We start from the raw sequence: 21,675 nt of genomic DNA on the forward strand, positions 1-21,675 counted from the left end.
ACCAGATCACGAATGGGTTACCTTTGCCCCCACCACCTGAGACCCCGGCCGCTGCGCCTCGCGGAGGAACACTTGCCGTACACGCTAGGGATCGATGTCGGCGCCAGCCGCGCCGCCGCCGCGATCACCCGGCTCGACGGACCACACCGGGGTGCCCCGCACCCGGTGTCGCCGGTCTCGGCCGATCCCGGCCCGTTCGTCGGGCGGATCGGCGACGACGTGCCCATCGTGCTGGGCAACCGCCAGCACAACGCGCACGAGCTGATGGCCACCGGCATCGACCGGATCGTCGAGCAGGTGGCCGCCCACCACGGCGACCGGCCCGTGCGCGTCACCGTCACCCACCCCTCGACCTGGGGCCCCTACCGCATCGACCTGCTGCGGGAAGCCCTGTCCCGAGTGGGCCTAGGGGGCTCCGCCCTAGTGCCCGAGCCCGTGGCCGCCGCCGTGGCCGCGGCCAGCCGGCACCGCATCGACGGGCCCGCGCCGATCGCCGTATACGACCTCGGTGGCACCTCGGTCACCGCCACCCTGCTTCGCCCGACGCCGGGCGGGTTCGAGATCATCGGCCGCTCGGAGACCGCGGAGCACCCGGCCGGCGCCGATTTCGACGACGAACTGGTCGCCCTCGTGACAGCGGGCAGACCGGACCCGGGTGCGGCCTGGGACGACCTCACGAAGCTGCGGCAGGAGTGTGTGCAGGCCAAGCACACGCTCTCCGTGGCTCCCGAGGCCGTCGTGGCCCCGCTCCAGGTCCGAGTCACCCGTGCGGAGTTCGAGGAGCTGATCAGACCGTTGTTGAACCAGGGAGTGGACGTCTTGCTGAGGGCGCTGTCCAATGCCGGCCTCACGCCGGAGCGCGTGGGCGCGGTGGTGCTCGTCGGCGGCTCGGCCCGGATCCCGCTGGTCCGACAGGTGCTGGGGGAGCGCCTGCGCCGTCCCGTGCTGGTCGACGGCGCGCCCGAGGCGACCGTTGCCGCCGGCGCCGCGCTGATGGCCTCGCGGTCGCTGCCCGAGCCGGTCAACCCGGTCGCGGAGACCGTGGTCATGGCCAGGATCACCGACGAGACCGTGGTGCTGTTCCCGATGGAGGACCCCGACTTCGTCGACGAAGGGCCCGCGACGGAGGAGCCACCGGCCAGACCGTCGCTGGAGACCGAGCCACCGGAGCTCGTGCCGGCCAAGCCCGCGCTCACGGCCGCCCCGCGCCGGCGGCGCAAGAAGGCCAGCCGGCGCGGCCTGGTCATCGGTCTCGTCACCCTGCTGCTGGTCCTGGCCTGCGCGTACCTGGTGCTCCAGTACTTCACGACGCCCATAGGGGGCGGCCTGTGATGGTCCTGGAGTCCGATCTACGGCAGCTGGACGAGTCGATCGCCGCCGATCCGTCCGCGCCGAGGGTGGTCGGGGTTCGGGCGCCCGGCGGCTACGGCAAGACGGCCCTGCTCACGCGCTGGGCCAAGATCTACCGCGACGCCGGCGTCCCCGTGTACGACGGTCGGCAGGAGCTGCCCGCGCGGGACGCCGCCGTGCTGGTCGACGATGCCCACCAGCTCGACGACGAGCGGTTACGGGCGCTGCGGGCGCTGGCCGCCTCGGGCAGCGCGCAGCTGGCCATCGCCTATCGGCCGTGGCCTCGACGGGCGGCGCTGACCGACCTGGTCGAGGCCGTGACCCGGGTGCGGCCGCCGGTGCTGCTGGGGCCGCTGAGCCGGGCCCAGATCGGCGAGCGCGCCGGGCTGCTGCTGGGTGCGAAGCCGTCCGAGGACCTGGTGGACCTGGTCGGCAAGCAGACCGGCGGGGTGCCGCGCTTCGTCGACCGGCTGGTCAAGGCCGTGTCCGAGACCGCGGACTGCTCGGTGCCACCGTCGGCCGTCGAGGGTTTCCGGTACGAGGTGGACAACCTCGACGACGACGTGCGGCGGGTGCTGCTGGCGACGGCCCTGGGGGCGGCCACCGACCTGCTCGTGTCGCTGCTCGGGCTGGACCTGGACGCGCTGGGCGACGCCATGGACGGCGCCCGGGCCAGCGGATTGCTCGACGACTACGGCGTTCTGCTGCCGATAGCGCAGCGGGCGTTGATCGCTTTGAGCCCGTGGGAGCGGCGGCTTTCGCTGCACCAGCGGCTGATCGAGATCCAGCTGGCGCGCAGCGGCGCGTTGTTGCCGCTGGTCAGGCCCCTGCTCGGGGCGCCGGTGAGCGGCCCGCTGTTCGCATCGGCCTTCAAGGTGGCCGGCGACGAGGCCTTGGCCGAGTCGCCCGCGTTGGCGGCGCGCCTTTTCGCCGCCGCCGTCGAAGCCGGCGAGCCCGCCCTGTCGTTGGCCGCCCGGCGGGCCGAGGCGGCGGCGTTGTCCGGGGACCTGGATTCCGGCCTGCGCCTGGCCGACCAGGCCATCGCCGCCGAGGCCGCCGCCGACCGCGCACACGGGGCCAGCGTCGCCGCGGCCGTGTTGGCCCATCGCGGATTGTTGAGCAGCAGCACCGAGTTGTACCGCTGGGCCGGCGAGGGCTCGGCCATTCCCTTCGCGGCCCTGGGCCTGATCGGCACCGGTCGTCTGGCCGAGGCCGACGAGCTGTTGTCCCGGCCCGGCAGCGGCGGCCCGCCGACCCTGCTGGCCGGGGCCGCCCGGCAGCTGGCCCAGGGCGTCCGGGAGTCCGTCGCCGGTTCCGCGACCACGGCCCTTGCCACCCTGACCAGGGCCGCAGTGCTGATCGAACCGTTGGGGCGCAACGTCCTGCTCCCCGACACCCCGGCCGCCCTGGCCGCGCTGGTGGCCCTGCACTGTGGCGAGTTCACCGTCGCCGAATCCGTGCTGCGGCGGGCCATCGACTCCGGCATGGGCGGCGCCATCGCCGCGCGGCGGCACCTGTTGCTGCGGGGTTGGACGGCCATGCTCCGTGGCGGCTTCGACGCCGCCCGGTCCGATCTGCTGGCCGCGACCTCCAGCGGGCCCATGGAGCCGCGGGACTGGCTGTTGGCCACCGGCCTGGAGATCGGCCTCGCCCGCCGGGACAGCGACCTTTCCGCGCTTCGAACCGTATGGGATCGGGCGCGGGAGGCCATCGTCCGGCACCCCGCCGACCTGTTCGCCCTGCTGCCGCTGGGCGAGCTCGCCGTCGCCGCCGGCCGGCTGCACGACTCCTCACGGCTGGCCCCGCACCTGGCCCAGGCCACCGAGTTGGTGCAGCAGCTGGGCAATCCGCCGCTGTGGTCGACGGCCCTGTCATGGAGCCGGATGCACGCCGCCGTGCTCGACGAGCACCCCGAGGACGCCGCCCGTCACGCCGCCGACCTGGCCGGCTTGGCGGCTGCGCACCCCTACTGCGCGGCCGTCGCCGATGCCGCGCGGGTGTGGGTGAAGTTGCTGGCCGGCGACGTCGATCCCGTGGAGACCGAGTCCGCCGCCCGGGCTTTGGCCGCCGCCGGGTTGGTGTGGGACGGGGCTCGCCTGGCCGGCCAGGCCGCCATCCGCACCACCGACCGTGCGGCGATGGTCGCTTTGCTCGACTGCGCCCGGATCATCCAGGGCCGGCAGCAGGAGCCGCAGCAGGAAGCGCCAATGGCCGCCGACAACGCCACGACTCTGTCCGACCGGGAGCGCGAGGTCGCTGAGCTGGTGGTCAGCGGCCTGACGTACAAGCAGATCGGGGAGAAGCTGTTCATCTCGGCCAAGACCGTGGAGTACCACGTGGCCCGGATGCGCCAGCGCCTCGGCAGCGACACCCGCAGCGACCTGCTCAACCAGCTCAGAGGCCTGCTGGGCAACCGGGTCTAGCTCTCTTCCTGCTCCTGTTTCGCCTCGATCTGTTCGGCGCCCCGGCGGCGGAAGAACCGGAAGCCGGGGATGCCGACGATCGCCTGCCGCACGTCCCTGGTCACCTTGAGCAGCTCCGTGACGTCCGGGCCGACCCGGTCGAGCGTGCCCAGGATGGGCAGGATGTTGGCGATCAGGTGCTCGGTCAGCTTCGGCAGCTCGTCGACCAGCCGGATCGCCGCGTCGACCTCCTCGTCGGACAGCTCCGTGACGAAGCGTCCGGCCAGCGGGGCGGCGCGCAGGGCGATGGGCTCGTAGACGCGGATGAGCTCGTTGGCGATGGCGGCGGTGCTCTCGGCCAGCGCGACCACGGCGGCCGCCTCCTCGCTGACCCGGGCCGCGCCGCCGACGACCTCGTTGGCCCGGCCGCTGACGTGCTCGGCCACCGCCACGACGCCGGAGGCCTTGCGGCTGACCTGGTCGGCCACGGCCACCACACCCGAGGCCTGGCTGCTGATCTTGGCGGCGTCGACCACCACCACGCCGGCCGAGGCGGCGATGGCCTCGACCTCCACGACCAGGCGCTCGGCCCGCTCGACCACCTCGGTGATGCGCTCCACCATCGACTCGGCCGCGCCGACCAGCCCGATCACCCGGGCCGGCAGCGACACCAGGGCGATCGTGGTGTCGATGGCGGCCACAGTGACCGCCTTCGCGAGTCCGATGATCGGCAAGGCCATACCGCCCACTCTGCCCTGCTCGCGGCCGGGTTGCGAGCGAATCGGGGATCGCAAACGTTTGCCGGGTATTAGATCAACGCCATGGGGCGTACCGCACTGACCGTGACCGAGCTGCGGCTGCCCGCCGCCGCCCTCGGACCGGAGAACCCGCTGCCCGTGCTGGGCGAGGGCATGGAGAAGGTGCTGCCCTGCCTGCTTCAGGACGGCTACGGCCGGTCACTGACCGAGACCGCCCTGCCGGCGGTGGTGCTGGAGAACGACCACCTCGCCGCCACCGTGCTGCCCGGGCTCGGCGGCCGGCTCCACTCGCTGGTGCACAAGCCGTCGGGTCGGGACCTGCTGTTCCGCAACCCCGTCTTCCAGCCGGCGAACCTCGCCCTGCGCAACGCCTGGTTCGCCGGCGGTGTGGAGTGGAACCTCGGCAGCACCGGCCACACCACCATGACCTGCGCGCCGATGTACGCCGGCACCGTGGAGGGGCCCGACGGCTCGCCGGTGCTGCGGCTGTGGGAGTGGGAGCGGACCCGGAACCTCGTGTACCAGGTCGATCTGTGGCTGCCCCCGGATTCCTCTTTCCTCTACGTCGGCGTGCGGATCCGGAATCCTTGGCAGCACGAGGTTCCCGCCTACTGGTGGTCCAACGCCGCCGTTCCCCTACGCTCGGACACTCGGATCCTGGTGCCGGCCTCTTCCGGTTGGCACTACGGGTACACGCAGCGACTGTCCCGTGTGGATGCCTCGTTCGTCTCGGTCGACGACCGCGATGCCGCCGACCTGTTCTACGACATTCCCTCTGATCGTCAGCCGTGGATCGCGGCCGTGGATGCCGACGGCTTCGGGCTGATGCAGGCGTCCACGGATCGCTTGCGGGGCCGGAAGTTGTTCGTGTGGGGGACCGGCGCCGGTGGTCGGCGCTGGCAGTCGTGGTTGGCGCCGGGGACCGACGGCTATCTGGAGATCCAGGCCGGTCTGGCACCCACCCAGTTCGAGTACCTCCCGATGCCCGGCGGCGCGTCGTGGGATTGGTTGGAGGCCTACGGCCCCTACGGCGATTTCCCTTCGCTGCCACTGGATTCTTGGCGGTCCGTGGCCTCCGCCGAGCCGACGGTGTTGTTCTCCGGCTCGGGGTGGGGCGCCCTGGAGTTGCTGCGCACCGGCACCGATCCGTTGCCCGGCACGCCTTTTGGCTCGTTGGGTCTTGAGCAGCTGCCTTGGTTGGCGTTGCTGGACGGGGCCATGCCCGTCGGGGATCCGTTGTCGCCGCCCGGATGCACCTTGGTGGCTTGGCATTCGTTGTTGGAGGCCGCCCCCGAGTCGTGGATCTCCTTGTACCACTTGGGTGTTGCCCGGTGGTATCACGGCGACACCCTCGGCGCCGTGTCCGCGTGGGAGCAGTCCTTGGCTTTGGCGGAGTCGCCGTGGTCCTTGCGCGCCTTGGCTTTTGCCCGTCCGGACCGGGCCGTCGGGTTGTTGCTGCGGGCCATCGAGCTCGCGCCTTCGGCGCCGGGCCTTGCCGTGGAGACCCTGGAGGCGCTGTTGGCCGCGGGCTCGGCCGTCGAAGCCGCGTCAATCCTGGCTTCCCTGCCGGAAGCCGTTGCCACGCTTGGTCGTCTGCGCCTTTTGGACGCCCGCATCCGGCATGCCCTCGGCGACGTCGCCGGTGCCCGTGCCATTTACGACACCGGCTTCGAGGTCGCCGACCTCCGCGAGGGCGAGGAGTCCCTCACCGACACGTGGCGGCTCATCGCCGGCGACGAGCCCATCCCTGCCGCGTACGACTTCCGGATGGTCTCCGTTCTGCGGGACTGACGGCGGGGGAGCACCCTCGAAGGCATGCGATGTGTTGTCTTCGGCGCCACCGGCTACATCGGCGGCCGGGTCGTCCCGGCCTTGCTGGACGCCGGCCATGAGGTCCGGGTGGTCGCCCGCACCCCCGACAAGCTCCAGGACGCCGCGTGGCGAGACCGCGTCGAGGCCGTTCGCGGCGACGTGACCAGCGCCGATGACGTGAGGGCGGCGATCGAGGGTCAGGACGTCGCGTACTACCTCGTGCACTCGCTCAACCGGCACGACTTCGTCGACGTGGACCGTGCGGCGGCGCAAGCCGTGGCCGACGCGGCGGCCGAGCACGGCGTCAAACGCATCGTCTACCTGGGCGGCATCGTGCCGGACGGCACACAGCTGTCCGCCCACCTCGCCTCGCGGGCCGAGGTCGGCCGGATCTTCCTCGCCGGCCGCGTGCCGGCCGCCGTGCTCCAGGCCGCCGTGATCATCGGCTCCGGCTCCGCCAGCTTCGAGATGCTCCGCTACCTCACCGAACGCCTGCCGGCGATGATCACCCCGCGCTGGGTGCGCAACCGGATCCAGCCCATCGCCGTCCGAGACGTGCTGCACTACCTCGTGCACGCCGCCTCGTTGCCGCCGGACGTCGACCGGGCCTTCGACATCGGCGGCCCGGATGTGTTGACCTACCTGGACATGATGCGCCGCTACACCGTCGTGTCCGGCCTGCCGCGGCGGCTGGTGCTGCCGGTGCCCGTGCTCACGCCCTGGCTTTCCGCCCAGTGGGTCAACCTGGTCACGCCCGTGCCCGGGTCGATCGCCGTGCCGCTGATCGAGTCGCTCGTGCACGAGGTCGTCTGCCATGAGCACGACATTGCCCGGCACATCCCCGATCCGGACGGCGGGCTCACCCACTACGAGGAGGCGTTGGAGCTGGCCCTGGCCCGGATCGCCCGCGCCGACGTGCCGACCCGCTGGTCCGACGCCAGCGCCCAGCCCGCCGATCCGCTGCCCACCGACCCCGACTGGGCCGGCGGCAGCCTGTACGAGGACGTCCGCGAACACCGTTCCGACGCCGCGCCGCAGCAGGTGTGGCAGGTCATCGAGGCCATCGGCGGCGAGCACGGCTGGTACTCGTTCCCGCTCGCGTGGGCCGTGCGGGGCTGGGCCGACCGTCTCGTCGGCGGCGTCGGCCTGCGGCGTGGCCGCCGCGATCCCCGTCGACTGCACGTGGGCGAGGCCCTGGACTGGTGGCGGGTCGAGAGCCTGGACCGCCCCCGTCTGCTGCGCCTGCGGGCGGAGATGAAGCTGCCCGGGCGGGCCTGGTTGGAGCTCGGCGTCGAGCCGTCCGTCGACGGCGGCAGCCTCTACCGCCAGCGCGCCGTGTTCCAGCCCCACGGCTTGGCCGGGCACGTGTACTGGAAGGCCATTTCCCCGTTCCACGACCTGGTTTTCGGCGGCATGGTCCGCAACATCACCGGGGCGGCTCGATCTCGGTAGCCGACAGCACGTCCAGCGCTCGCAGGAACGCCTCCCGGTCTTCCTTCGGGAGCTTCGTCAGCAGGCGCTCCTCGGTGCGGTGGATGTCGCTCTGGATCGCCCGCTTCTTCCGGCGACCCTCCTCCGTGATGGCCACGAAACGCGCTCGCCGGTCCGCCGGGTCCTTGGTGCGTTCGAGCAGGCCTTCGTCCTCCAGCTCGTCCAGCACGCCGATGATCCGGCTCTTGTCCGCCCCGATGAACTCCGCCAGCGCCGCCTGGGTCCTCACCGGCTCTCCGTCCAGGGCGTTGAGAACCACGTAGCCCCACATGCTCACGCCGTGCTCCTTCAGCACCGGCAGCTCCGCCGCGATCAGCGCCCTCTGCAGCGGCGCGATCATCGCCGCCAGATCCCGTCGCATGAGCTTTATGGTAACCGCCTTGCGTCTACCGTATGCATCTGCTTATCGTAAGCACATGCATATCAACTCGCTCCTGGTCCAGCACCGCACCGTCATTCAGGCCAGCATCGACGTCGTCTCCCGTGTCACTCCCGCTTCCCTTGACCGCCCCACTCCTTGCGCCGGTTGGTCTCTCTCCGACCTCTTGGCCCACATGACCGCTCAGCACCGTGGCTTCGCCGCCGCCGCCCGTGGCCAGGGCAGCGACCTCACCGCTTGGCAGGTCTTGCCCCTCGGCTCTCGCCCCGTCGCCTCCTACACCGAGGCCGCCTTGGACGTGCTCTCCGCCTTTGCCGCGCCCTCCTCTGCCTTCGATCTGCCCGAGTTCCACCCCGTCTCCCGCTTCCCCGCCGCTCAGGCCATTTCCTTCCACCTCATCGACTACGTCGTCCACGGCTGGGACGTCGCGCGCTCCCTGGGCCTCGACTACACCTTGCCCCCTGCCACCCTTGACCTCGCCCTACCGATCGCCCTCTCCGTGCCCAACGACGCCAACCGCCTCGCCCCCGACGCCCCTTTCGCCCCCGCCCTTCTCGTCGGCGACGCCCCCACCCCGCTGGACCAGATCCTCATCGCCCTGGGCCGCTCGCCCTCCTGGCTAGCCTCGGTGGCATGACAGAGACGGACCGCCTGCGCGACATGATCGACGAGCTCCGCCGGATGCGATCCCGCTGCGAGCCCAAGTCGAACCAGAACCCCCGGTACCTGCGCTACTCGAACGCCGTCAGCGCTTTGAAGTGGATCATCAACGACCTGGCCGCGGAGCGTGAAACGCCGTGAACCCTTGGCCCGCAGCGGATCGCGCTGGTCGGTGGAACAGGTAGCCTTCCCGCCCCCGCCGACACAGAGCCCACGCGTTGCTCGGCGCTCAAACCCAACCCTGGCACCAGTCCTGTCCCGTCCATCGTTGGCTCGCGCGACCGTCGTCACGAAGCTGCCAGTGACTCGGCCTCCGGTCCCGTGGCCGGCCAGGGCTCCCAGATTCAAGGTCTAGGCTGGATTGGGGCTGCTCTTTCGCCAGCGCACGATGGCGCCCCCGAATCCGAGTCAAGCACACGAAGCTGGGAACGCGGCATTGCCAAGCAGGACAAGGGATTTGCCCGGCGATGGTCCGGGGAGCGGGATGCCGGCCTGGTCGAAAGCCCCCGAGTCGGGGGAATAGCCGTGGATACGCTTGGGGCGTCGTTAATGCAGCGGTCGACCTACCGAAAAACGGGTTTCGGTGTGACGCTGGGCGGGACTCGCGGGGGTGTGCCGGAAACCGGGGTTCGGTGGGTCGGAGGGCGTGACTCGCGGGGGTTAGCGGCGGCCGGCTACGTGGGAGTACAGGCGGGAGGGGTGGACGGGGTCGAGGAAACCCGGTAGGGGTGGGAGATCGGTGATGAAGGGCAGCAGAAGGTCGTAGAGGGCGGCGGCGTCGGCGGGGCGGCGGGCGGGGTCCTTGGCCAGGACGTCCTGGAGCAGCTGGTCGAGGGAGGCGGGCACACCAGGGACGGCGGGCGGCAACTCCTTGACCTGCTTGTCGAACACGGCGTAGGCGGTGGGGCCGGTGAACAGCTGCCGGCCGGTGAGCATCTCGTGCAGCACGCAGCCCAGGGCATAGAGATCGCTGGACGGCCCGGCAGCGCCGCGCTGGATCTGCTCGGGGGCCATGTAGGCGGGCGTGCCGAGGATCTGGCCGGCGCGGGTGAACTGCGCGAGGTCGGACTCCCGCAGCAGGGCCAGGCCGAAGTCGAGCACCTTGACGCTGCCGTCGGGACACAGCATCAGGTTGGTGGGCTTGAGATCCCGGTGCGCGATGCCGAGCGCGTGGGCGGCGGAGAGCACGGCGCAGGACTGGGCGGCGATGGAGGCGGCCCACGGCACGGGAAGGGGCCCGTGCTCGCTGACGAGATCGGCGACGGTGACGCCGTCGATGAACTGCATGACCTGGAACAGCCGGTGCTCGTGCGCCCCGAAGTCGTAGAGGACGGGGGCGCCGGGATGCTCCAGCCGGGCCAGGATCCGGGCCTCCCGGACGAAGCGCCGTTCGAGCTCGTCGTCGGAACCGCCGGGCCAGTGCAGGAACTTCACGGCGACCCGGCGGTCGAGGTGCTTGTCGTAGCCACCGTGCACGGCGCCCATGCCGCCCCGGCTGAGCGGCAGGTCGTCGAGCTCGTACCGGTCGGCGATGAGCATCCGGCCCTCCCGCTAGCGTCCTGGCCGCAGGCTACCCTCGACCAGGCCGTCGACGCCGAGCCGCACCACGGAGCCGCCGACCGCGGCGGCCTCCCGCAACTGGTCCTCGAACGCCAGCAGCCGCTCGAAAGCCTCCCCACACGCCCGTTGCTCGCCAAGGGCCAGTCGCGGCACCTGCGTCCGCCGAACGTCGAGACGGCTGGAGCCGGTGGTCGGCCGGGCGGTGGAGGCCCGCAGCGCGCCGGCCAGGAACCGGGCGTCGAGCTGCTGCTCGTCGACGCGGTATGCCGTCAGGTACGGCCCGAGCGCGGCGGCTGCCGTCGCCACCCGCGCCATGCCGGTCGGGGCCGCGACGACCTCGCCGGGCTCGATCATCACCAGGTCGCCGGTGTCGGCGGCACGCTCACTCGCCGGACGGCCCTCGGCGAGGTCGTCCATGGTCAGCACGGGCACGCCGTCACCCGGCGTCAGTTTGACGGGGGCGTGCCGCACGGTCAGAGCACCCGACCGGATCAGGTCGCCGACGGTCGTGGTCGGCGCGGACGCGTGCTCGATCAGCACGGTCAGGTTTGGCGGCGTGAGGTCGAAGCCGCGGAACCGTTCGACGGCGGCGGCGAACTCGCGGCCGATGTCCGGCCCCTGGGCCAGCTGCCGCCGCCGGGCCGGGCTGATGTCGACGTCGTCGTCGAGCAGGTCGATGATCCGCACCGCGTCCGCCGCGGACGGGTCCAGCCACGCCCTCTCGACGCCGTCCAGCTCATCGGTGATCAACACGGTCGACGGCGGCCGCGACTCCGGCGCCGGCCGACACAGCAGCCACAGGTCGGAGCCGGCGTCCGGCAGTCCGATGACGGCCCGCAGAGCGCCGGTGCGCAGCAGCTTGGCCCGGATCCGACGGCCGGGCCGGCGGCTCGCGGCGGTCGGCGGCATCAGGATGGCCACCATGCCGTCGGGGCCGACGTGGGAGAGACAGTGCTGCAGCCATGCCAGCTCCGGCTCGCCACGCGGCGGCACGCCGTACTCCCAACGCGGATCGGCGACCAGTTCCTCGTGCCCCCAGGTGCGGTCGTTGACCGGCGGATCGCACAGCACTGCGTCGACCAGCTGGCCGGCGAAGCGGTCACGCCGCAGCGAATCGCCGGTGGCCATGTCGACGTCGGTGTCACGCAGCGTCATGCGGCACGAGGCGATCACCATGGCGGCCCGGTCGATGTCCTGGAGGAAGACCTCGTGCGCGGTGCTGGCCACGGCCAGCGTGCCGACCCCGCACGCCGGGTCGAGCACCACGCCACCGTCGGGGCAGGCGAGGCGGACCATCAGCTCGGCGACGGCCGGCGGGGTGACGGCGAGTCGGCGCGAGTGGGCGTCGACGTAGCGGGCGACGATCAGTTCGTACGCGCCGGCGGCACCGTGCTCCTCGGCCAGCTGGTTGAGCAGTCGTGCCAACTGCGAGTCGTCGAAGCCGCCGCTGCCGGAGAGGAACATGCCGGCCCGGGCGACCTCTTCGCCGAGCCGGAGGTCGTCGACGCCCGAGCGGAGCGCCTGCCACGTGCGTTCGGCGGTGGACACCTCGAACGCCTTGCCGTTGCGCCGCAGCCAGTCCTCGATCTCGGTGAGAGAGAACAGCGGGCTCGCCGCGCTGCCGCCGACCGGCCGGGGAAAGTCGTCGAACCGCCGCCGCCAGTTGCTGACGGCCGCCCGGCCGACATCGACAAGTCGGGCGATGTCGGCGGCGCTGACGGTGGCTCCGGAGTTCACCGAGCGAAGCCTAGCAGCACCAGTGCACTGCCATTTTGCTTGTGAACCCAGTTCACAACTGATTCACTGGTGACATGGCGAACACATCAAAGTTCCGGTTGACCGCCGTGTCACGCACCCATCCGGGCTGCCTTCGCGGCTACAACCAGGACGCCGTCCACCTGGGCAAACACGTCCTGGCGGTGGCCGACGGCATGGGCGGCCATGCCCACGGTGAGGTCGCCAGCGCGGTCGCCGTCCAGGTCCTCGCCGAACTGGAGAAGTCGGTCGGCATCGAGAACTCCGCCGGAGTTGAGAAGTCGGTCGGACTTGAGAAGTCCGCCGGACTGGGCAGGTGGTTCGGTCTCGGCCGGTCGACGCGCATCGAGGAGTCGGCCGGAGTTGAGGAGTCGGCCGGAGTTGAGAAGTTCGGCGGAGTCGAGAGGTCGGCCGGAGTTGAGGAGTCCGCCGGTGTCGAGAAGTCGGCCCGTAGCAGGCGGTCGACCGGTGCTGGGAAGTTCGCCGGTGTCGAGAGGTCGGTCGGAGTTGAGAGGTCGGTCGGAGTCGGGAAGTTCGGCAGAGTTGAGAAGTCCGCCGAAGTCGGGAAGTTCGGCGGGGTGGAGAAGAGCGTCGCGCTTGGCTCGGTTCCCGGCGAAGTGCTGCGGCGGCTGGACGCCATGGCGGCGCGGGACAGTAGCTTCCACGGCATGGGCACGACCATCACCGCACTGCTCTGGACCGGCGAAGTGCTCGCGGGCGTGCACATCGGGGATTCGCGGGCGTATCGGTGGCGGGGCGGCGAGCTGAGGCAGATGACCCAGGACCACACGCTGGTGCAGTCGCTGCTGGACAGCGGGCGGATCACGGCGGAGGAGGCGGAGACGTACCCACGCCGGAACATGCTGGCCCGGGCGGTGCAGACCGGCAGCAAGGCGGAGCCGGACGTCTTCTCCTACCGGCTCAAGGCCGGCGACCGGTACCTGGTCTGCTCGGACGGCCTGACGGCGGTGCTCACGGACGAGACGATCGCCGGTGTGCTGGCCGACGTCGCGGTCCCGGACGACGCGGTGGACCAGCTCGTCGACCTGGCGCTGCGCGGGGGAGCGCCGGACAACGTGAGCGTGGTGCTGGCGGACGTGGCGGAATCCCGGCGTGCCGGCTACCGGAAATACTGGCGACGGAACTCTGGGTAGCGTATGCGGGGTGAGCTGGGGCAAGGGTGGCTCCCCCAGGAGGGTGACCTGGTGGGCCTGGCTGAGCTATGGCGTGATCGTCGCCGAGGTGGTGGGCGGCGTCGCACTGTGGTTCGGCGACGGCTGGACGTTTGCCGACGGGGTGCAGAACTTCCTGGTCACGGACAGCCTGCTGGCGATGACCTTCGCGCTGTGCGGCGCGCTGGTGGCCTGGCGGCGTTCGCGTAATCCGATCGGGTGGTTGCTGCTGTGCGGCGGCGCGGCCCACGCCACCACCGTCCTGCTGGTCGGCCTGCTCAGCTTCGGGCTGGTGCACGGCTGGACCGAGCCGACGCTCGGCGTGATCGTCACCGCCGCGACGGCGTCGTGGCCGCTGGGCCTGCGGCTGTTCATCCCGTTCGCGCTGCTGCTGTTCCCCACCGGCACGCTGACCCGCAGGTTCCGGCCGGTCGCCGGCCTGACCGTGATCATCGCCGTGGCGTTCGAGTGGTGGAGCCTGATCACCACCTCGCCGTACTCGGTCGGCGGCCCGCCGCCGTACACGGGCGCGTTCGCGATCCCGGTGCTGGAGCCGATCCGCCCGCAGCTGGACCTGGCGGCGATCGTCGTGCCGATGCTGATCGACGTCGTTGTGCTCGCGGTCCGCTACCGGGACGGCGACGAGCGGCAGCGGCGGCAGATGCTGTGGCTGATGCTGGCAGTGCTGTGCGCGGTGCCGTGGGCGCCGTTCGGCATCAGCGCCACCTCGTTGCAGGTGTTGATCTTCCTACAGCCGGTCGCGATGGCCATCGGCCTGCTGCGCCCCCAGCTGTTCGACATCAAGCTGGTGGTGTCGCGGACGCTGCTGTATCTGGTGCTGTCCGGGGCGGTGGTGCTGCTCTACAGCGGCGTGGTTCTGGTCTTCGACCTGGTGTTGCAGAGCCGGCTCGGTGACATCGGGGCCGCCCTGGTCGCGCTGGGCGTCGCCATCGCGTTCCAGCCGGGCCGGGCGTGGCTGCAACGGGGCATCGATCGTCTCTTCTACGGGGATCGCGGCGATCCCGTGCGGGCATTGCGCAACCTGGGGGATCGCCTGCGCCGGGATCCCGGCTCCCTCGACGATCTGCTGACGGCCGTGCGGGAGTCGCTGCGGCTGCCGTTCGCGGCCTTCCGACTGGACGGGCGAGAAACGGCGACATCTGGTCAGCCGGGTGGGCGTGTCGAGGTGTTGCCGCTGCTGAGCTCGGACAATGGCGACGTGGAACTGGTGGTCGGCGTCCGGCAGGGACAGTCACGGCTGGATCCCGAGGACCTGCGGGTGCTCGGTGTCCTGGTCGCGCCGCTGGCCGTCGCCGTCCGCGCGACCGTGCTGTCGGCGGAGTTGCAGGCGTCGCGGCAACGGCTGGTGTCCGCGCGCGAGGAGGAACGCCGTCGGCTGCGCCGAGATCTGCACGACGGCCTGGGCCCCACCTTGAGCGGCTTGGCCTTCACGACCGACGCCGCGCGCAACCTCGTCACCGCCGAGCCGGCCGGCGCGCTGGAGCTGCTCGGTCAACTCCGTGCGCACGCCAACGCGGCGATCAGCGAGATCCGGCGTCTGGTCGACGGCCTGCGTCCGCCGGCGATCGACGAGCTCGGGCTGGTGGAAGCCCTGCGGCAGCAGGCCGATCGGCTCAGCTACCGGGCCGGCGGAGATCCGCTGCGGATCGTCATCGACGCCCCCGGCGGACGGCTGGACCTGCCGGCGGCCGTCGAGGTCGCGGCGTACCGGATCGTCGTCGAGGCGCTCACCAACGCCGCCAAGCACTCCGCCGCCGATCACGCTCGTGTGCAGATCTCGGTTTCCGACGAGCTGCGCATCGAGGTCGCCGACAACGGCGGTTCCTCGTCCACGGCCTGGGCGCCGGGCGTCGGCACGGCGTCGATGGCCGAGCGCGCCGCCGAGGTGGACGGCTGGTGTCGCAGCGGTCCGAGCCCCGGCGGCGGCCGAGTCAGCGCCGCCCTCCCGCTCGACGCCGGGGGAGGACGGCGCGCGGGGCTTACCCGTAGCTCACCGGCGTCCCCGGGGTGACTTTCCCGGCGAACTCGGCGTGCGGGATGGAAAAGCGCGCGACGATGCCGAAGTCCTCTGCTGCCATGGGTGGCTCCTTGGGAAGGTGAGGGCGGACTGCCCCCGACACTGCACAGCCTGCCTCGGCCGCCTTCCCGGTCCCAGGGGGCAGGCACCCGGTCGGACCGGGAAGTTCTTCCCGGCCGGGCCGGGTGACCAAGACCTCGTTCGCCACGACCACAGGAGCAGCAGGTGCCCGACCCCGAGATCACTGTTGTGCTGGCCGACGACCATCCCGTGGTGCGTAGCGGTCTGCGGGCGCTGCTGGCCTCGACACCCGGCATGCGGGTGGTGGCCGAGGCGGTCAACGGGCGGGAGGCGATCCAGGCGGCCGCCGCGTACCGGCCGTCCGTGCTGCTGGTGGACATCCAGATGCCCGAGCTGGACGGCATCGACGCCACCCGCGCCGTCGTCGCCGTCGCCCCGAGTACGGCGGTGTTGGTGCTGACCATGTTCGAGGACGACGACTCCGTCTTCGCCGCCGTCCGCGCCGGGGCCCGCGGCTACATCCTCAAGGGGGCCGAGCAGGACGAGATCCTGCGTGCCGTCCGCTGTGTCGCCGAGGGCGGCGTGATCTTCGGGCCCAGCATCGCCCGCCGGGTCGACGCCCTGCTCAGCGGTGGCCCCGAGGACCTGCCGAACCTGCCTTTCCCCCAGCTGACCGACCGTGAGCGCGAGGTGCTGGACCTCATCGCCGCCGGCCTGGCCAACCCCCAGATCTGCGACAAGCTGGGCCTGGCGGTGAAGACCGTGGGCAACCACATCTCGTCGATCTTCGCCAAGTTGCAGGTGGCGGACCGCGCGCAGGCCATCGTGCGGGCCAGGGACGCGGGCCTCGGCCGCTGACGCCCGATGGGCACCGGACGCCGGTGTCGGCCGCGGCTGACCGCTGCCAGCTGAATCGTGCCGATCTGGCCGGCCGCCTGTCCCTTCGATGTTGTCGGGGCGGCCGGTCAGCCGGCACGGTTGCCTGCCATGAGCGCATATCGTTCTTTCACAAGGAAAGCGACGGCCACGGTCGCGGTGGTCCTCGGTCTGCTGGTTGCCGGAGCGGGCACCGCGACGGCCGGGACCAACGGCCAGCAACTGGTGCTGTGTGCCCCGAAACACGGCGCGAGCAACACGGTGTGGCACGCGAATGTGACCGGCACCAACGAGAAGGGGCAGCAGATCAATGACTCGCCCATCGTGCGGGTGGGCAATCCCGGGGCGTGCACGTACTACCTGCAGCGCTGGTGGTGGAAGGGGCACACCACGTTGCACTGGTGGTTCCAGCTGACCGACGGCTCGTACGAGCAGGCGCCCGCGCCGGACACCTGGACCACCTGCGAGGTGCCGACGTCGAACAAGACCGACTGGTGGGTCTGTTACGGCCGAGGCTGATCGGATCGGTGCGAGGCGGCGGTCCGCCCCGCACCGCCCCGCCCGACGGAGACGGACCGAACCTGCGTCATGGTTGCCCGAGAGCGGGACTCGCGGTGTCAGGGAGTGTGGCGCCACTCCTGGGCGGCGTTCATGAGGCCGATCATGCCGGACACCAGGCGCATCTGGTCGACGGTGCGGATGTCGGCCTCGACGAGCTTGGGGGAGCAGACCAGCACGGCGACGGCCTGGGCGCGGGAGAGGGCGACGTTCAACCGGTTGCGGGACAACAGGAAGTCCAGGCCGCGGGGGAGGTCGGCGGCGGACGACGACGTCATGGTGGTGATGACGACGGGAGCCTCCTGGCCCTGGAAGCGGTCCACGGTGCCGACCCGGACGTCGGGGAAGCCGGCGACCTCAAGGGCACGGGTGACGACGCGGGCCTGGAGGTTGTACGGGGCGACGACAAGGATGTCCTCGTCGCCGAGGGGACGCACGCCGGAGCTGTCCGTCCACTTGCGACCGTGCAGGGAGCGGACGATGTCGACGACGGCGGCGGCTTCCTCGACGGAGCGGGTGGTGTTGCCGCGGTGGTCGACGGAGGCGAGGTACAGGCCGGAGTCGATGCCGTCGATCCCGCGCTCGGCGGCGGACGGATGCGCATGCAGGAGACCGGAATAGGACAGGCGGGACACGGGTTCGCAGACGGCGGGGTGCATGCGCCGCGACTGGTCGAGGAAGTAGCCCAGTGACGGGGGAATCACGTCGTTGTCGCCGATGAGGTGCCCCAGGGCCGAGGCCTCGGCGCCGGCGGGATGGGTGCCCTGAACGACCTGCGGCAGCTGCTGGGGATCGCCGAGCAGCACGATGTTGCGGGCGCACATGGAGACGGCGAGGGCGTCGGCCAGCGAGAACTGGCCGGCCTCGTCGATCACCAGCACGTCGAAGGGCTCGGCCCGCATGGCGGCGTTGGCGAAGGTCCACGCGGTGCCGCCGACCAGGTGCCCGTCCGTGTGCTCGGCCCGCCACCGGGCCAGCCCGGGGTTGTCCTTGGGCTGCTCCCACGGGACGTCCTTCTCCGCTGCCTTCTTCGGTCGCTTGGCGGCCGGCAGCGTCGGCGCGGAGGATTTGGCTGCCCGCAACACGTTCTCGACGGCCTTGTGACTGGTGGACGTCACGGCCACGGTTCGGCCGGAGCCGACGAGATGCGCGATGAGCTTGCCGGCCAGGTAGGTCTTGCCGGCGCCGGGCGGCCCCTGCACGGCCAAGGTCGACCCATCCAGAAGGTCGACGGTCTCGATCACCGTGCGCACGAGATCCTCGCCGTGCGGCGGCAACTCGACGCCGCCGCGCAGGCGCGGGGGAGTGCGGCGCAACAGGTCGATGCCCGGATGTTGGGGCAGCGCAGGCAGATTGTCGACGGCGAGCTGCGCGAGATCGGCGACGGCCTCGTCCTTGGGCTTCGGCATCACCGGCGATCCCGGCAGAACCGCGTTGGGGCGACCGTCGGAGGTCTCGTCGGGCTTGGCGCTCTCGACCAAGGTCAGTTCCTCGGCGGTGGCGGCGCTGACGACCGCGTCCCGCGTGGAATCCCCGTACCGCAGGCGAACCTGGTCGCCCATGGCGTACGGATGCGGCCGGTCGGGGTCGCACACGAGCGTCAGCACGCGCTTGGCCAGGCGAACTCGGCCGGCCGGCGGCTGCCAGTCGCCCGCCTGCACGGAAACCGGCACGGCGCAGGTGGTGTCGACCTCCAGATCGGACAGCGGGGCGGCCACCTGGCGGAAGAACTCCCACCACGCCGGGTTGGTCTCCCGGCGGTGGTAGCCGACCGAGGCGGCCAGCAGGGCGCGGGCCTTCTCGTCGTCGGTGGCGTCGGCCGGATTGTCGGGCAGGCCGGCCATCAGCGGGTCGACGAGCGCCGCCAGCCGGGCGGCCCGCTCGGCCCGGCGCTCGGCGGCGACCAGGTCCTCGGCCAGTGTGAGGAGATCCTCCTCAGGGATCTCTGCCACGGTCTCGATGTCGGCCTCGACGCGAACCCGGTGCAGGAAGTGGAAAAGCTCCCGCGTCGACACGCAGTCGTACTCGTTGTAGTCGCTGATGCCCTGCAACACCTCGGCCGCCCGCGCGTCGCCGATCTGGTGCAGCGTCAGGTATTCCTCGTACGCCTCGATGCTCGACACGGCGGTCTTCACGTCGCCGTCGCGGGCCGACGGCATGTACAGCGGCTCCAGGTACTTGATGGAGTAGGACCGCTGCGACACCCGAAGTGCCTTGCGCACCACGGCGTAGAGGTCGATCAGCGCCCCGCCGCGCAGCAGGTCGTCGACCGCCTCCTCGCGGGTGCCGTGCACGGCGGCGAGCCGCTTCAACGCCGTCACCTCGTACGGCGCGTAGTGGTAGATGTGCGCGCCGGGATTCGAAGCCAGCCGCTCCGAGGCGAAGTCGACGAACTCCTCGAAGGCCTTCTTCTCCTGCGCCCGGGAATGCGCCCAGAACGGGATGAACCCGTCGGTCGTCACGGAGCCGAACAGGTACTCCAGACCGGTCCCGGCCAGCGCGAACGGGTCGCCCTCCATGTCGAAGAAGACGTCGCCGGGGCTGGGCGCCGGCAGCCTGGCCAGTTCAGAGCCGTCCACCACCTCGTAGCTGATCTTCCCGGTGGCGTCCTGCCGCACCTGGATCGCCGCCTGCGCCCGCAGCGCCGTGAAGGTGGTCGCGGACAGGTCGCGCGGGCGGTCCTCGGGGGCAGCCTCGGCCAGCGCGTCGATGGTGCCCATGCCGGCCTCGACCAGCTTGCGCCGCTGATCGGCCCGCATCCCGGCGACCAGCGACAGATCGCGGTCCTTCTCGCGCCCGGTTTCGCACGTGCTCAAGAACTTGCAGGTGCCGCAGGCCGGCCGGGCGTCGTCCCACAGCCGCGGCGGCAACGAGGGCTTGCGCACGGACAGCTTGGCCCGCAGGCGATCCAGCAGCGGCACGAAGTCGTCCACCCGCAGCGCCACGTCGCTGCCGTCGCCCAGCAACAGGTGCATGTGCGGCCCGGTGGGGAAACCGGTGCGGCGCAAGGCATCCGCGTACGCCGTCAGCTGGAGCACCGCCGCCGGACGGGCATGGCGGGCCAGCTTGGTGTCATAGGCCTCGTACCGGCCGTCGGCGTCGGCGATCAGAAAGTCCGCCCGCCCGGTCAGATCACCGTCGCGGAAGACGGCCTGGTAGATCACCGGCGCGCCGGCTTCCAGCGCGGCCAGGGTGGCGGCCTCCGGGTCGTCGCCGGAGATCTCAACCACGCCGTGTGACGCCTTGAGCCGCTCCAGCACCGCCAGCTCGTGCGCCTGCCCGTGCTTGACGGCCAGCTGGTCGCCGCCGGGATCGGGCCGCGGAGCTCCGGGCAGCCCGGCGGTCAGCGCCTGGTCGAGCACGCTCCGGTGCTCGCACTCAAGCAGGTCGGCCAGGTCCGTTGGGGTGAACATCGCCGGCACAGTCTTCCACAGCGGTAGATCAACCAGCGGTTGCCACGCGCGCGGCCTCCTCGGCGAGTCGCGCTGCCAGGTGCGGGTCGGGATCCAGGCTGAACACCGTCAGAACCAGGTTGCCGCAGCGCACCACCATCTCGATGCCGTGGCTGCCCCGCACCTCGGTGGTCTGGTCGCACGGCCCGTCGACGGTGCGCGTGGCGCCGCCGACGGCCGCGACGGACAGCGCGAACTCCCGTTTCGACGTCTCGATGTCACCGTTGCCGACGTACGCGTCGATCGCGATGAACAGGATCGGCAGCGGCCCGTGGGTCTGGGACCACTCGCAGCCGTTGACGGTCGCCTCGCTGAAGGTGACCCCGGGCGGTCCGTCGATGAACGGCGCGATCCGGGCCAGCGCCTCCCGGGGCAGCAGCGAGCACGCCGACACGTGACGGAACTGCGGCTCCGGCGGCGGGCCGGCCAGCACGGGGGTGAGCAGCCCGAGCCCGATTGCGGCGATCGACGCGACGGACAGCCACGCCAGCTGCGTGATCCGCTGCGGCGACACGCGGTTGCGGCCACGCGTCGACGACGTGCCCAGGCCGACGGCCAGCGATATGACGGCAATCGTTGACACGACAAGCCATTCACGGATGCCGAAGCCGTGCTGCCACCAGCTTGGGTCCCACGACTTGCGGATCGTCCAGCACAGCATGAAGGTCAGGGGAGTCAGGGCGACGGCCGCGACCCGGATGCGACGGCCGCTCGACGTCGCCAGTACGACCTCGGCCAACGGCACCAGGCAGCCCAGAGCCAGCCCGAGGGCCAAGGTGATCGTCCGATGATAGGTGGCAGGCTTGATGTTCCAGGTTTGTTCCAGCCAGGCCATCGCCGCCACGGCCAGCGCGCCGGCGACCACGGCCCCGAGAATTTCCCTTGTCCAGCGGGGTTTCACGCCGGGAACGTGAGCAAGCACCGGATACACCAGGCCGGCCCGCAACAGCTCGGCCGCGAGCGTCGACCCGGCCGAAGTCCGCTTGCGCAAGGGTTTGTGCTGCGCCGCGAGCTCGTCCGCGGCGTAGCTGCGGAGGTCGGCATGGGGCCGGAACGGCAACAATGCGGGGATCGGCCCATCGTCGGCGTCCAGTTGGTCGAGCACGAACTGCGCCATCGCGCTTCGGGGCTGTTGAGCCAAACGCGCTCGCTGTGACGACGCGTACCCCGCCCGTGACCGGAGAAGTTGATCGTGCAGACTGTGCCGGAACCCGGCGGTCCCGACATGGTGTCGCAGCCAGGTCTCGACGCCGAGCCAGCCGGCGACGGCCGCCAGAAGCGGCGCGAACGCCGGCAGCCGCACCGCCAGCGCGGCCAGGGCCAGCGTCGCCGCCAGGCCGGCCACGGCGGTCCCGGTGCTGATCGGACGCCTTGTCGCCATGCGAGCATGA

At 71.4% G+C, this 21,675-nt stretch carries 16 protein-coding genes; 10 read left to right on the plus strand and 6 right to left on the minus strand.

The genetic code is table 11. From position 1 onward, the window contains the following. Positions 1–72 precede the first annotated feature (72 nt). Positions 73–1,332 (plus strand): Hsp70 family protein, encoded by a 1,260-nt coding sequence (locus AB0M73_RS06310; protein WP_363887574.1) that lies wholly within the window; start codon positions 73–75, stop codon positions 1,330–1,332. Further along, complete coding sequence (locus AB0M73_RS06315) at positions 1,332–3,773, plus strand: helix-turn-helix transcriptional regulator (protein ID WP_363888023.1); 2,442 nt, start codon at positions 1,332–1,334, stop codon at positions 3,771–3,773. The genes AB0M73_RS06310 and AB0M73_RS06315 overlap by 1 nt, the downstream gene beginning before the upstream one ends. Here AB0M73_RS06315 and AB0M73_RS06320 read toward each other — a convergent pair. Continuing rightward, positions 3,770–4,492: a hypothetical protein gene (locus AB0M73_RS06320; protein WP_363887577.1), complete on the minus strand. Its 723-nt coding sequence runs from the start codon at positions 4,490–4,492 to the stop codon at positions 3,770–3,772. The genes AB0M73_RS06315 and AB0M73_RS06320 overlap by 4 nt on opposite strands. A gap of 81 nt (positions 4,493–4,573) precedes the next feature. Here AB0M73_RS06320 and AB0M73_RS06325 point away from each other — a divergent pair, with 81 nt between their 5' ends. Together AB0M73_RS06325 and AB0M73_RS06330 are read left to right on the plus strand one after the other, a co-directional pair. Beyond that, positions 4,574–6,301, plus strand: a complete 1,728-nt coding sequence (locus AB0M73_RS06325) for a DUF5107 domain-containing protein (protein ID WP_363887580.1) — start codon at positions 4,574–4,576, stop codon at positions 6,299–6,301. A 24-nt stretch (positions 6,302–6,325) separates the two neighbouring features. After that, positions 6,326–7,774, plus strand: a complete 1,449-nt coding sequence (locus AB0M73_RS06330) for an SDR family oxidoreductase (RefSeq protein ID WP_363887582.1) — start codon at positions 6,326–6,328, stop codon at positions 7,772–7,774. Here the strand turns inward: AB0M73_RS06330 and AB0M73_RS06335 are convergent. Next, positions 7,749–8,174 (minus strand): MarR family transcriptional regulator, encoded by a 426-nt coding sequence (locus tag AB0M73_RS06335; RefSeq protein WP_363887585.1) that lies wholly within the window; start codon positions 8,172–8,174, stop codon positions 7,749–7,751. The two genes, AB0M73_RS06330 and AB0M73_RS06335, sit on opposite strands and share 26 nt — an antisense overlap. Before the next feature lie 55 nt (positions 8,175–8,229). Here AB0M73_RS06335 and AB0M73_RS06340 point away from each other — a divergent pair, with 55 nt between their 5' ends. Continuing rightward, positions 8,230–8,829: a TIGR03086 family metal-binding protein gene (locus AB0M73_RS06340; protein ID WP_363887588.1), complete on the plus strand. Its 600-nt coding sequence runs from the start codon at positions 8,230–8,232 to the stop codon at positions 8,827–8,829. Beyond that, positions 8,826–8,993: a hypothetical protein gene (locus tag AB0M73_RS06345; protein ID WP_157494541.1), complete on the plus strand. Its 168-nt coding sequence runs from the start codon at positions 8,826–8,828 to the stop codon at positions 8,991–8,993. The genes AB0M73_RS06340 and AB0M73_RS06345 overlap by 4 nt, the downstream gene beginning before the upstream one ends. 519 nt (positions 8,994–9,512) lie before the next feature. Here AB0M73_RS06345 and AB0M73_RS06350 read toward each other — a convergent pair. Next, on the minus strand, positions 9,513–10,391 hold the full coding sequence (locus AB0M73_RS06350) for a serine/threonine-protein kinase (protein ID WP_363887590.1): 879 nt from the start codon (positions 10,389–10,391) through the stop codon (positions 9,513–9,515). 12 nt (positions 10,392–10,403) lie between these two features. Continuing rightward, a complete protein-coding gene (locus tag AB0M73_RS06355) occupies positions 10,404–12,149 on the minus strand; it encodes an N-6 DNA methylase (protein WP_363887592.1) in 1,746 nt (581 codons plus the stop codon). 74 nt (positions 12,150–12,223) lie between these two features. On the opposite strand from AB0M73_RS06355, the gene AB0M73_RS06360 reads away from it, so the two are divergent. The 4 genes from AB0M73_RS06360 (at position 12,224) to AB0M73_RS06375 (ending at position 16,793) form a co-directional block, all read left to right on the plus strand. Continuing rightward, complete coding sequence (locus AB0M73_RS06360; RefSeq protein WP_363887594.1) at positions 12,224–13,321, plus strand: hypothetical protein; 1,098 nt, start codon at positions 12,224–12,226, stop codon at positions 13,319–13,321. 10 nt (positions 13,322–13,331) lie between these two features. Continuing rightward, a complete protein-coding gene (locus AB0M73_RS06365; RefSeq protein ID WP_363887596.1) occupies positions 13,332–15,371 on the plus strand; it encodes a histidine kinase in 2,040 nt (679 codons plus the stop codon). 231 nt (positions 15,372–15,602) lie between these two features. After that, complete coding sequence (locus AB0M73_RS06370) at positions 15,603–16,256, plus strand: response regulator transcription factor (RefSeq protein ID WP_363887599.1); 654 nt, start codon at positions 15,603–15,605, stop codon at positions 16,254–16,256. A gap of 129 nt (positions 16,257–16,385) precedes the next feature. Further along, positions 16,386–16,793, plus strand: coding sequence for a hypothetical protein (locus tag AB0M73_RS06375; protein WP_363887602.1), 408 nt, complete (start codon positions 16,386–16,388; stop codon positions 16,791–16,793). Between the two features lie 98 nt (positions 16,794–16,891). On the opposite strand, the gene AB0M73_RS06380 is transcribed toward AB0M73_RS06375, so the two are convergent. Then, positions 16,892–20,245 carry a TM0106 family RecB-like putative nuclease gene (locus AB0M73_RS06380; protein WP_363887604.1) on the minus strand — a complete coding sequence of 1,118 codons (3,354 nt, stop codon included), beginning with the start codon at positions 20,243–20,245 and terminating at the stop codon, positions 16,892–16,894. A gap of 28 nt (positions 20,246–20,273) precedes the next feature. Next, positions 20,274–21,665, minus strand: coding sequence for a hypothetical protein (locus AB0M73_RS06385; protein WP_363887607.1), 1,392 nt, complete (start codon positions 21,663–21,665; stop codon positions 20,274–20,276). Between the last annotated feature and the right edge of the window lie 10 nt (positions 21,666–21,675).

Source organism: Kutzneria sp. NPDC051319 (assembly GCF_040682195.1).
GTDB lineage: Bacteria > Actinomycetota > Actinomycetes > Mycobacteriales > Pseudonocardiaceae > Kutzneria.